Origin of the sequence: Ruegeria profundi (assembly GCF_001507545.1) — a bacterium.
Classification (GTDB): Bacteria; Pseudomonadota; Alphaproteobacteria; order Rhodobacterales; family Rhodobacteraceae; genus Ruegeria; species Ruegeria profundi.
Genome location: NZ_LQBP01000004.1, coordinates 179,354 through 191,829 on the forward strand (window position 1 = coordinate 179,354; position 12,476 = coordinate 191,829).

Annotated in this window: 10 protein-coding genes and 2 tRNA genes; 9 read left to right on the forward strand and 3 right to left on the reverse strand. The window is 57.6% G+C overall.

The features are described 5' to 3' along the window. Positions 1-755: 755 nt before the first annotated feature. Positions 756-980: a DUF1127 domain-containing protein gene (locus AVO44_RS09175; RefSeq protein ID WP_068336363.1), complete on the forward strand. Its 225-nt coding sequence runs from the start codon at positions 756-758 to the stop codon at positions 978-980. A 517-nt stretch (positions 981-1,497) separates the two neighbouring features. Here the strand turns inward: AVO44_RS09175 and AVO44_RS09180 are convergent. Further along, positions 1,498-3,891 (reverse strand): ATP-dependent helicase, encoded by a 2,394-nt coding sequence (locus AVO44_RS09180; RefSeq protein ID WP_068335727.1) that lies wholly within the window; start codon positions 3,889-3,891, stop codon positions 1,498-1,500. A gap of 342 nt (positions 3,892-4,233) precedes the next feature. Here AVO44_RS09180 and AVO44_RS09185 point away from each other — a divergent pair, with 342 nt between their 5' ends. From AVO44_RS09185 to AVO44_RS09195, 3 genes are all read left to right on the forward strand, one after another. Next, complete coding sequence (locus tag AVO44_RS09185) at positions 4,234-5,370, forward strand: alpha-hydroxy acid oxidase (RefSeq protein WP_068335730.1); 1,137 nt, start codon at positions 4,234-4,236, stop codon at positions 5,368-5,370. A 145-nt stretch (positions 5,371-5,515) separates the two neighbouring features. Next, entirely contained in the window at positions 5,516-8,953 is a 3,438-nt protein-coding gene (locus AVO44_RS09190; protein ID WP_068335732.1) for a pyruvate carboxylase, read from the forward strand. A gap of 72 nt (positions 8,954-9,025) precedes the next feature. Beyond that, the gene (locus AVO44_RS09195) at positions 9,026-9,409 is read left to right on the forward strand and encodes an MAPEG family protein (RefSeq protein ID WP_068336365.1); all 384 of its coding nucleotides are present in this window, start codon (positions 9,026-9,028) and stop codon (positions 9,407-9,409) included. Positions 9,410-9,424: 15 nt separating this feature from the next. Here the strand turns inward: AVO44_RS09195 and AVO44_RS21020 are convergent, their stop codons facing one another. After that, positions 9,425-9,577, reverse strand: a complete 153-nt coding sequence (locus AVO44_RS21020; RefSeq protein WP_157769957.1) for a hypothetical protein — start codon at positions 9,575-9,577, stop codon at positions 9,425-9,427. A gap of 149 nt (positions 9,578-9,726) precedes the next feature. Here AVO44_RS21020 and AVO44_RS09200 point away from each other — a divergent pair. The 3 genes from AVO44_RS09200 (at position 9,727) to AVO44_RS09210 (ending at position 10,858) form a co-directional block, all read left to right on the forward strand. Continuing rightward, positions 9,727-9,801: transfer RNA gene (locus AVO44_RS09200), tRNA-Gly, on the forward strand. Between the two features lie 33 nt (positions 9,802-9,834). Further along, positions 9,835-9,909 (forward strand) — tRNA-Gly (locus AVO44_RS09205). An 82-nt stretch (positions 9,910-9,991) separates the two neighbouring features. Continuing rightward, positions 9,992-10,858 carry a GNAT family N-acetyltransferase gene (locus AVO44_RS09210; RefSeq protein ID WP_233421962.1) on the forward strand — a complete coding sequence of 289 codons (867 nt, stop codon included), beginning with the start codon at positions 9,992-9,994 and terminating at the stop codon, positions 10,856-10,858. Here the strand turns inward: AVO44_RS09210 and AVO44_RS09215 are convergent. Next, positions 10,855-11,094, reverse strand: a complete 240-nt coding sequence (locus tag AVO44_RS09215; RefSeq protein ID WP_068335738.1) for an Lrp/AsnC family transcriptional regulator — start codon at positions 11,092-11,094, stop codon at positions 10,855-10,857. The genes AVO44_RS09210 and AVO44_RS09215 overlap by 4 nt on opposite strands. Positions 11,095-11,248: 154 nt before the next feature. Between AVO44_RS09215 and hisB the strand changes: the two genes are divergently transcribed. Next, complete coding sequence (gene hisB, locus AVO44_RS09220) at positions 11,249-11,836, forward strand: imidazoleglycerol-phosphate dehydratase HisB (RefSeq protein WP_068335741.1); 588 nt, start codon at positions 11,249-11,251, stop codon at positions 11,834-11,836. Beyond that, positions 11,837-12,475 carry an imidazole glycerol phosphate synthase subunit HisH gene (gene hisH, locus AVO44_RS09225; protein WP_068335743.1) on the forward strand — a complete coding sequence of 213 codons (639 nt, stop codon included), beginning with the start codon at positions 11,837-11,839 and terminating at the stop codon, positions 12,473-12,475. Position 12,476: the final 1 nt, after the last annotated feature.

Genomic DNA, 12,476 nt, shown 5'->3' on the forward strand with positions numbered 1-12,476 from the left:
CCCGCGCGCCGGATCTCTGAGTGATGAAAGCGAGATGCCTGTATGAAACCTGTTTTTTTGGTTCGGGGTCGTTTGGCGCCCCATGTGCCTCGTCCTCATCTTATGATTAAGGGATGACATGGGAATTCATGGAAATCAACAAAAACTTTTGCCAATACCTGCATGCGTTGCAACATAACTGAAGCTGACCCAAATGAAAACTAGCCAAGTTAGACTACATTTGGTTAGTTTATACTTAACATACACAACTGGTAGCGAAATTGCACCCTTACCCTACATTTCCCACAATTTCCCACTTTTTTAAAAAGATCATGAGAATCTCCCACTCAAGTGTTCAAAACTGTCCTTAAATGCGTCGAATCACCCCCAGGCCAAAGCGCGCAGACAGCAAAACCACCGGATATTCACGACACGCCCATAATTTCCCATGCAGGCAGTTACCCGACATCGGTACGAAATCTCGCGTTTCACCGGATTCTCAATTTGCCCAAATTTCAAAGCAACGCGCGTAAAGAAAAAGCAATCTTTAACTCCCCGGTTGCCGCAGGCGTTTGCGTTAACTGCATGGATTGACCTAAAACCTATATTTTAAAGGCACTTATGTCCATTTTCGACCAACGCGTTGATATCTATGCATTTGCTGCATAGCAGCATTGACCATGTAGGCTGTTGTGCAAGCGCAGCATTCCCTTATCTTCAGTCTCAAGCAAACGCCGGAACACATCGGCAAGAACGAAACTTATCGGGTAACGCAGATGGCAGCAGCAACACATCAAACCGTACTTAAAGGCGCACCGGCGACTGGCTTGTCGTCACTGATCGACGTCGCGAAAGCCCGCTTCCTCCGGTACCGCATCTACCGTCAAACAGTTAACGAACTGTCCGTATTGTCGAACCGCGAGCTGGCCGATCTTGGTCTGCACCGTTCGATGATCCGTCGGATGGCAATGCAGGCGGCAGAAGACTACGTCGCGTCCTAGGCGCGCACTCACATACCGAGATCAGGTCCTTCTCCTCCCTTTTGGACCTGTATTTCAGCGGCGATATCTCTCCTCCTCCCTGATATCGCCGCAATTATACCGGCCCAGGATGCCGGACACTGACACACCGGGTACTCCTCCTCCCTTTCCCGGTGTTGAAAGAGCGCGGCGACGTCTTCCTCCTCCCTGACGTCGCCGCGTCCTTACAGATACCGGGATCAGACCCGGGTTCAGATGCATCGGGGCGTTTCTCCTCCCTGCCCTGATGTTCAAAGCGCGCGGTGACGTCCTCCTCCTCCCTGACGTCACCGCGTCTTTTTATATACCGGGTCAAACCCGGGTTCAGATGCATCGGGGTTCTCCTCCTCCCTTGCCCTGGTGTTAAAAAAAACGGCGGCTTCCCTCCTCCCTGGGAACCGCCGTTTTTCATTTCTCAGGCACGAAAAAAGGCGCCACGGCCAACGCCGGGTGCCCATCACAAAAATCGAGCATGTGCCGAAAGGCACATTCTATTTGGTTAAAAAGGCACGTCGTCCTTGGCGGACAGGAACCGCGAGACCACTTTCTTGATCCCCGCTTTGTCGAAATCCACTTCGACCTTGTCCCCTTCGATGCCGATCACCGCACCATACCCGAATTTCTGGTGAAACACGCGTTCACCCATCGTAAAGCTGGCCACCGCAGTTGCGTCGATCACCGTAGTGCGACTTTCGCGCGGCTGAGAGGTTCCGTACTGCCCTTGGCGCGCCTGCATCCGCTTCCACCCCGGAGAGTTATAGACATTCGCTTCAGCCGCGCGGGTTTCGATCCCAGCCGTGGGTTGACCACCGCCGTAAAGCCCCGGAGGTGTCAGCACCTCAACATGATCTTCGGGCAATTCGTCGATAAACCGCGACGGCATTGCATTCTGCCATTGCCCAAACACGCGCCGGTTCGCCGCGAAAGATATCGTACAAACTTCTTCCGCGCGGGTGATGCCCACATAGGCCAGCCGCCGCTCTTCTTCCAAACCCTTGATCCCGGATTCGTCCATGGACCGCTGCGAAGGGAACAACCCATCCTCCCACCCCGGCAGGAAAACAGCGGGAAACTCCAACCCTTTGGCCGCGTGCAAGGTCATGATCGAGACTTTGGCCCCGTCGCCCTCCTGCTCATTATCCATGACTAGGCTGACATGCTCCAGAAACCCTTGCAGGTTCTCGAAATTATCCAGCTGGTTCACCAGTTCTTTCAGGTTTTCCAGCCGCCCCGGAGCCTCAGGCGTCTTTTCGTTCTGCCAATGGGCGGTGTAACCGGATTCATCCAAGATGATCTGCGCCAGTTCGATATGCGAGACCTCAGGTTCTCCAAACCGCATCGGGGCGCCGTCATCAATGACCGAGTCATCGTCGACCTCGATCCGCGGTCCGCGCGTCATCGCGTTCCACCGCGCCAGCCCGTCAATCAACTCTCGCAGCGCCTTGCCGCCCTTGCCCTTGATCAACCCATTGTCGACCGCAATACGCGCGCCGTCGACCAGTGACACGCCATGCTCGCGTGCAGTCATTTGGATCGTCTGCTGCGCCTTGTCACCGAGACCCCGTTTCGGCGTATTTACGATCCGCTCGAACGCCAGATCGTCGCCGGGGCTGACCACGAGCCGGAAATAAGCCATGGCATCGCGAATTTCCATCCGCTCATAGAACCGGGGGCCGCCGATCACCTTGTAGGGCAGGCCGATAGTCAGGAACCGATCCTCAAACGCGCGCATCTGGTGCGACGCACGGACCAGAATGGCGATTTCATCCAACCCAATGGGCCGCACACCGCGCGTCCCGCCCTGCATCGCGTCGATCTCTTCACCGATCCAACGGGCCTCTTCCTCGCCATCCCAATGACCGATGAGCCGAACCTTTTCGCCCTCTTCAGCGTCTGTCCAAAGCTCTTTGCCCAAGCGGCTTTCGTTACCGCGAATTACGTTCGACGCGGCGGCCAGAATATGCGGGGTCGAGCGATAGTTCTGCTCAAGCCGCACCACATAGGCACCCGGAAAATCCTTTTCGAAGCGCAGGATGTTGCCCACTTCGGCTCCGCGCCAGCCATAGATCGATTGATCATCGTCACCAACGCAACAGATATTTTTATGCGCACCGGCCAGAAGACGCAGCCATAGATACTGCGCGACGTTAGTATCCTGATACTCGTCCACAAGAATGAACCGGAACCAACGCTGGTATTGTTCCAGCACATCCTGATGTGTCTGGAAAATCGTAACCATGTGCAGCAGCAAGTCGCCGAAATCCACGGCATTCAACTCGCGCAGCCGGGTCTGGTACTGCGCGTAAAGCTCAATACCCTTGTTGTTATAGGCCCCGGCATCAGCCACAGGCACCTTGTCGGGTGTCAAGGCGCGGTTCTTCCAGTCGTCGATGATCCCGGCAAGCATTCGCGCGGGCCAGCGTTTATCATCAATATTCGCCGCCTGTACCAACTGCTTGAGCAAGCGCAGTTGATCGTCCGTATCGAGAATCGTGAAGTTGGATTTCAGATCGACCAACTCGGCATGACGGCGCAGCAGCTTGACGCAGATCGAGTGAAATGTTCCCAGCCACGGCATTCCTTCCGCCGGCTGCCCAAGCAATCGACCGACCCGCTCTTTCATCTCACGAGCAGCTTTGTTGGTGAAGGTCACGGACAGAATCTCGTTCGGACGCGCGCGACCAGTACTGAGAAGATGTGCGATCCGGGCCGTCAGCGCCTTGGTTTTGCCCGTGCCCGCACCGGCTAGCATCAGAACCGGGCCCTGCAACCGCTCGACTGCTTCGCGTTGGGCCGGGTTCAGTTCGTTCAGATACGGTGTGGGGCGCGCAGCCATGGCACGCGCGGATAATGATGCGCCCTCAAAGGCGTCCATTTCGTCGAAACTGCTCATTTGCCCAAACTACGCTGGAAACGCCGCAAGGGAAAGGGTTTGTTCACGGCTTGTTCGCACAATACTGAAAAAAACCCGTCGCATTTCTGATCAATACACCGGGTTTCGCCTGCACCTATTTCACTCCCTTTGCGCCGGAGCACTTGACGGGCTTGGGTTCTGCCAGCAGGCGCACATAAATCTCTGGGCTATGCATAACAGGTCGAACAGTACCCGGTTTCATCCGGCCTCCGTCGGCACAGTGTTTTGACATCAATCGCCCAAAGGCCCGCTCGTGCATCCTTTCTGGTGGCAGCAGTCTGAAAACCTTGCAGAATCGCGCAACAGGTCGGATCAATTCATATGGACCTTCACAGCTCATTCCCCGGCATTGCCGACCTGAAGCGCCGTGCGCGGCGCAGGGTGCCGCATTTTGTATGGGAATACTTGGCAAGCGGCACCGGGACCGAGGCCACTATGCATCGAAACCGGGCTGCGTTGGATGATGTCGAGTTTCTGCCCTCGATCCTGCATGGCCCAATCGAATGTGAGACTGGTACGCGATTCCTTGGTAAGGACTTTCCCCTGCCCTTCGGTATTGCGCCTATTGGGATGTCAGGGCTGATCTGGCCGAATGCGGAACAATTGCTGGCGCAGGCCGCCGCAGAGGCGGGCGTGCCTTATACCCTGTCGACCGTCGCCAGTCAGAGCCCCGAGGACATGGCGCCACATATTGGACAGAATGCCTGGTTCCAGCTGTATCCGCCAAAAGATCCCGAAATCCGCACTGATATGCTGAACCGCGTCAGAAGTGCTGGTTTCACGACACTTGTGTTGACCGTAGATGTTCCTGTCGCCTCTCGTCGGGAACGGCAGGTGCGATCCGGCCTGACCAATCCGCCCAGACTCACCCCGAGGCTACTGGCCCAGATTGCCCTGCGTCCAACTTGGGCCTTGGGGATGGCGCGAAACGGGATGCCGCGAATGCGGACGCTCGACAAGTACATCGACAGTCACAGCGCCCGCTCACCAACGGCGCATGTCGGCTATCTGCTACGCACCTCACCGGATTTAGATTACGTGAACTGGCTGCGTGATGCCTGGGACGGGCCTTTGATTGTCAAAGGTGTGATGCGCGCAGAAGACGCTGACCGGCTGCAACAGGTAGGAGTTGACGCAATCTGGGTTTCGAATCACGGTGGCAGGCAGTTCGATGGCGCTCCGGCCAGCATTTCCGTGCTGCCCGCCATTCGCGCGGCCACGAACCTGCCGCTTATCTTTGACGGTGGCATCGAAGGCGGCCTGGACATTCTGCGCGCGCTGGCCCTTGGGGCAGATTTTGTCATGCTGGGGCGCGGTTTTCTCTATGGCCTCGCTGCTTTGGGGGCACGTGGACCGGCCCATGTCATCGACATTCTACTGCAGGATTTGCACGCGAATATGGGGCAGATGGGGGTGGCGCAACTGGATCAGATAAAGACACATGATCACGCCGATTGATGCTGCAATGCAGAGCGGGTAAGAAGTTACCGCTAACAAGAGGCGTTTGCGAGCGTTAACATGCCGGTTCTACCCAGAACGACTGATATACGTGCGCTTATTGTCCGCCTATGACACGGCCAAACAAAAAAGACCGGGACCCGATATGACCGATTTCAAAAAGATATTGATTGCCAACCGCGGCGAGATTGCGATTCGCGTGATGCGTGCGGCGAATGAGATGGGTAAGAAGACCGTTGCGGTTTACGCCGAGGAGGACAAGCTGGGTCTGCATCGGTTCAAGGCGGATGAGGCGTATCGGATTGGTGAGGGGATGGGTCCGGTTGCGGCCTATCTGTCGATTGACGAGATCATTCGCGTGGCCAAGCAATGTGGTGCGGATGCGATCCATCCGGGCTACGGCTTGCTGTCGGAAAACCCTGACTTCGTGGATGCCTGTGTCCAGAACGGCATCACCTTTATCGGCCCCCGCGCCGAGACCATGCGCGCGCTTGGTGACAAGGCCAGCGCACGGCGGGTCGCGATCGCGGCAGGCGTTCCGGTGATCCCGGCGACCGAAGTGCTGGGCGATGACATGGATGCCATCCGGGCGGAAGCCGCGGAAATCGGCTATCCGCTGATGCTCAAGGCGTCGTGGGGCGGCGGCGGGCGCGGCATGCGTCCGATCCAGTCCGAAGATGAGTTGGAGGAGAAGGTTCTGGAAGGCCGCCGCGAGGCCGAGGCCGCCTTTGGCAATGGCGAGGGCTATCTGGAAAAGATGATCACCCGCGCGCGCCACGTCGAGGTGCAAATTCTGGGCGACAAGCATGGTGAGATTTACCATCTGTATGAACGCGACTGCTCGGTCCAGCGTCGGAACCAGAAGGTCGTCGAACGTGCCCCTGCCCCGTATCTGTCCGAGGAACAGCGCGCGGAAATCTGCGAACTGGGCCGCAAGATCTGCGCCCATGTGAACTATGAATGCGCGGGCACCGTCGAGTTCCTGATGGATATGGAAACCGGCAAGTTCTACTTCATCGAGGTGAACCCGCGCGTGCAGGTGGAACACACCGTCACCGAGGAAGTCACCGGCATCGACATCGTGCAGGCGCAGATCCTGATCGCCGAGGGCAAGACTCTGGCCGAGGCCACAGGTGCCGCCAGCCAGACGGAAGTGCATCTGAATGGCCATGCGCTGCAGACCCGGATCACCACCGAGGACCCGCAGAACAACTTCATCCCCGACTATGGCCGCATCACCGCCTATCGCTCGGCCACCGGCATGGGTATCCGTCTGGATGGCGGTACGGCCTACGCCGGGGGTGTGATCACGCGGTACTACGACTCGTTGCTGACCAAGGTCACGGCATGGGCGCCAACGCCCGAAAAAGCCATCAGCCGGATGGACCGGGCGCTGCGCGAGTTCCGTATTCGCGGCGTCAGCACCAACATTGATTTTGTCATCAACCTGCTAAAGCACCCGACCTTCCTGTCGAATGAATACACCACCAAGTTCATCGACACGACGCCGGATCTGTTCACCTTCAAGCGCCGCCGCGACCGGGGCACCAAGGTGCTGACCTATATCGCGGATATCACCGTGAACGGGCACCTCGAAACCAAAGATCGCCCAATGCCGCGTGCCGACCTGAAAGAGCCCAAGCCCCCTGCGCTCAAGGCTGAACCCCAGATGGGCACCCGCAACCTGCTGGAGCAGAAAGGCCCGCAGGCGGTGGCCGACTGGATGAAGGCGCAGCGGCAATTGTTGATCACCGACACCACCATGCGGGACGGGCACCAATCGCTGCTGGCGACACGGATGCGTTCGATCGACATGATCCGCGTGGCGCCCAGCTATGCCGCCAACCTGCCGCAGCTGTTCAGCGTCGAATGCTGGGGCGGCGCGACGTTTGATGTGGCCTACCGCTTCTTGCAGGAATGCCCGTGGCAGCGTCTGCGCGACCTGCGCGAGGCGATGCCGAATCTGATGACCCAGATGCTGCTGCGCGGGGCAAACGGCGTTGGCTATACCAACTACCCCGATAACGTGGTGCAAGAATTCGTGCGTCAGGCCGCGCAGAATATCGATGTGTTCCGCGTGTTCGACTCGCTGAACTGGGTCGAAAACATGCGTGTGGCGATGGATGCGGTCGTTGAAAACGGCAAGATTTGTGAGGGCACCGTCTGCTATACCGGTGATATCCTCGACCCGGACCGTGCCAAGTATGACCTGAAATACTATGTCGGCATGGCGAAAGAGCTGCGCGACGCAGGCGCACATGTCCTGGGCCTGAAAGACATGGCGGGCCTGCTGAAACCGGCCTCGGCTAAAATCCTGATCCGCGCGCTGAAAGAAGAGGTCGGGCTGCCGATCCATTTCCACACCCACGACACGGCGGGCATCGCCAGCGCGACCATTCTGGCCGCATCCGAGGCTGGCGTCGACGCAGTTGACTGCGCGATGGATGCCTTTTCGGGCAACACATCCCAGGCAACGCTTGGCACCGTGGTCGAGGCGCTGCGTCATACCGAGCGGGACACCGGTCTAGACATCAAGGCGATCCGCGAGATCAGCGATTACTTCGAGGCGGTGCGCGGCCAGTACGCCGCCTTTGAATCCGGCCTGCAGGCCCCGGCCTCCGAGGTCTATCTGCATGAGATGCCGGGTGGTCAGTTCACCAACCTCAAGGCGCAGGCGCGCTCCTTGGGTCTGGAGGAACGTTGGCACGAGGTTGCCCAGATGTATGCCGATGTGAACCGGATGTTCGGGGATATCGTTAAGGTAACGCCGTCCTCAAAAGTGGTGGGCGACATGGCGTTGATGATGGTCAGCCAGGGCCTGACGCGTGCGGACGTTGAGAACCCCGGAACGGATGTGGCCTTCCCCGACTCGGTCATCGACATGATGCGCGGCAATCTGGGCCAGCCTCCGGGCGGGTTCCCCGACACCATCATCAAGAAGGTGCTGAAGGACGAAGCCCCCAACACCGAGCGCCCCGGCAAGCATGTGCCACCCGTCGACCTGGAAGCCACCCGCGCCGAACTTTCCGGACAATTGGAAGGGATGCAGGTCGACGATGAGGACCTGAATGGCTACCTGATGTATCCCAAGGTGTTTCTGGATTACATGGGCCGCCACCGGATCTACGGACCGGTCCGCACCCTGCCGACCAAGACCTTTTTCTACGGTATGGAGCCCGGTGAAGAGATCACCGCCGAGATCGATCCCGGCAAGACTCTGGAAATCCGGTGTCAGGCCATCGGCGAGACCGACGAAAAGGGTGAGGTCAAAGTGTTCTTCGAACTCAACGGCCAGCCTCGCGTGATCCGAGTGCCGAACCGGATGGTCACATCGGCCACGCAGGCGCGACCCAAGGCCGAAGTCGGCAACCCCAACCATGTGGGCGCACCGATGCCCGGTGTGGTTGCAACAATCGCCGTGACAGCCGGTCAACAGGTCAAGGAAGGCGACATGCTGCTGACCATCGAAGCCATGAAAATGGAAACCGGCATCCACGCCGAGCGTGACGCAACGGTCAAGGCCGTCAACGTCCAGCCCGGCGGACAGATCGACGCCAAGGATCTGCTCGTCGAACTGGAATAAATGGTTCGACTTTACAAGGAACTACCGGCCGCCCGGGGAACCGGGCGGCTTTTTGCGCAGAAGGAAGAACGAATGCTGACTATATCCCCCATCTATGCCGCGCTGTTGGCGATCCTCTACATCGCCCTCAGCGTGAGAGTCATCAGCCAGCGCTTCAACGATAAAATCTCGTACGGCGACGGGGGCAGCAAGAACTTGATCAAAGCCACCAGAACGCATTCCAACTTCGTCGAATACACGCCTTTTGCGTTGCTGCTGATCGCCATGGCCGAACTGCAAAACGCAGGAGGCCTACTCTTGAATATGCTTGGGCTGACATTGCTGGCCGGTCGTGTCTTTCACGCATATGGCTTTGGCCGTACCCCTCAGATCGTAATTTTACGCCGCATGGGAATGCTGCTGACATTCACCGCTATACTGGTTGCTGCCATTGCGAACCTCGCGCTGGCGTTGTGACGTGCGTGGCAGGGCTTAACCCGCCAAAATCCGCGTCTCAATCGGTGGGGCTTGCATGAGAATCGGTTCCACCTTGACCACCTTGTTCTCATCTCGGACACAGATCACGGTTGTCAGCAAGATTAGTGCCGCCAAAAGGGCCGTTTTTATATCTGCACTGCGTGTCATCTTCCTCTCCTCGAACCGGCCAATTCAACAACTGTCATAGTCTTTAACGTGTGGCGCGGGGATTTCCGTCGAAAGATTTTTCCGGCTTTTTGTGTTTTTCCGCTTGCAGGCTTGCGTGGGAATTTATACATCCCTCCTCACTCAACGGCGCGGGCGTAGCTCAGGGGTAGAGCATAACCTTGCCAAGGTTAGGGTCGGGCGTTCGAATCGCCTCGCCCGCTCCATTGAGAGGTCTTTGGACCACATATGTATCTGATGCGGGCGTAGCTCAGGGGTAGAGCATAACCTTGCCAAGGTTAGGGTCGGGCGTTCGAATCGCCTCGCCCGCTCCAGATACCAACACTCCAATATCGCCTAGTCTATACGCTGTCATTGCGCCATTCTGGCGGTACTACGCAACACAGGACATTCACCTTGTCTGAATATGTCATCCGCCCGCTAACTGCTGATGAACTACAGATGGCTGTAGATTGGGCCGGACGCGAGGGGTGGAACCCTGGTCATCATGACGCCGCATGTTTCCACAGCACCGATTCCGGCGGGTTTCTGGGCGGTTTTCTGGATGGTGAGATGATCGCCTCAATCTCTGTCGTCCGCTACGACGATACATTTGCATTTCTTGGGTTCTACATCGTTCGGCCCGAGTTTCGCGGTTCTGGCCACGGGCTGAAAATCTGGCGGCATGCGCTGGCAAATTGCAATGCGCTCAACATCGGGTTGGATGGGGTCGTCGATCAGCAACACAATTATCGCAAGTCGGGCTTTGCCTTTGCCTACAAGAACTATCGTTTCTCCGGAACTGCAAGGGACATACTGGCCAAACTGGAAACAGGGCGGGTTGCTCAGATTTCTGATCTTTCCAGCGTTTCAGATGCCCTGCGGGTTTATGATCGCAGTCTGTTCCCCGCGCCGCGCGATGCATTTCTTGAACATTGGCTGAGTGCATCAGGCCATATCTCAAAAGTGTATGTCGATAGTGGCAGGATCAGGGGGTTTGCCACGCTGCGCCCCTGCATGAATGGATACAAGATTGGCCCCCTGTTTGCGGACACAGGTGAGATCGTAAAGGCGTTGCTTGGCGCAGTTCTTGGCACGCTTCCTGAGAGACACGGCGCACATGAGATATTTGTGGACATGCCGCAGCCCAATGCATCGGCCATGGCGTTGGCGGACGAACTTGGGCTGAGCAAGGTGTTTGAAACGGCGCGGATGTATTCGAATCACGAACCAGATATCGACCTGAACCGCATCTTTGGCGTTACGACGTTTGAGCTGGGCTAGAACGCCTTGAACGTCATCGTGGTCAGGGACCGTTCGATATTTGGAATCACCAGAAGGTTTTCCGTGATGAAATGCCCCACATCCTTGTCTTCGGGGATGTAGAGCTTCAGCAGCAGGTCGTATTCACCGCTGGTCGAATAAAGCTCGGAGTGGATTTCGCGCAAGGCGATTTCTTCGGCAACCTTGTACGTGGTGCCGGGTTTGCAGCGGATCTGGATGAAAACGCAGGTGGACATGGGCCGTGCCTTGTTGGTTGAATTGCTGGCAGGCTGGCATGAGGCGCGCGCGGGCGCAATCCCCTGCAACAGTTTGCACTGATTACCACGTGCGGTCTGGATAAGCCGCCCCAACCCCGTCTATAAGCGCGCCTGTAGCAAAAGGAATTCGCCCATGCGCAGCGCAAAGATCAGCCGTCAGACCGCCGAAACCGAAATCTCGGTCGAGGTCAATCTGGACGGCGCAGGCATATATGACAACCAGACAGGTGTCGGGTTTTTCGATCATATGCTGGACCAGCTTGCGCGCCATTCACTGATCGACATGACAATCCGCGCTAAGGGTGATTATCACATCGACGATCACCACACGGTCGAGGATACCGGCATCGCGCTGGGGCAGGCTCTGACACAAGCCCTGGGCGACAAAAAGGGCATCCGTCGGTATGGCGAGTGCCACCTGCCCATGGACGACGCGCAGGTCCGCTGTGCGCTGGACCTGTCAGGCCGCCCATTCCTGATCTGGAACGTGGACCTGCCGACACCCAAGATCGGCGCGTTCGATACCGAGTTGGTGCGCGAGTTCTTTCAGGCGCTCAGCACCCATGGCGGCATCACACTGCATGTCGACCAGTTGCACGGCCTCAACAGCCACCACATTGCCGAGGCTGCCTTTAAGGCCGTGGCCCGCGCCCTGCGTCTGGCGGTTGAAACTGACCCGCGCAAGGCCGATGCGATCCCGTCCACCAAAGGCGCGCTGTAAATGCTGACAGCCATCATTGATTACGAGAGCGGTAACCTGCACTCGGCCGAAAAGGCATTTCAACGCATGGCACGCGAAGTGGATGCGGGTGAGGTCGTAGTGACCTCGGACGCGGATGTTGTTGCGCGTGCCGACCGTTTGGTTCTGCCGGGCGACGGTGCGTTTCCGGCCTGCGCCGCCGAATTGCGCGGACATAAAGGCATCTATGACGCCATGGTTGAGGCGGTTGAACAAAAAGGCCGACCGTTTCTGGGAATCTGCGTTGGTATGCAACTGATGGCCACGAAGGGCCATGAATACTGTGAAACGGACGGGCTTGACTGGATCGCTGGCGATGTGGTGCGGATTGAACCGTCAGACAAAGCGCTGAAAGTCCCCCATATGGGTTGGAACGATCTGGTGCTGGAAAGCGACCACCCCGTGTTTAGCGGGGTCAACTCCGGCGATCACACCTATTTTGTCCATTCCTACCATTTCCGGGTGAAAAACCCGGCTGAACGGTTGGCTTACGTGGATTATGGACAGGAGGTCACGGCCGTGATCGGCCGCGACACCATGGTTGGCATGCAATTCCACCCCGAGAAAAGCCAGGATGTGGGCCTGCGTATGATCGGAAATTTCCTGAACTGGGCGCCCTAAG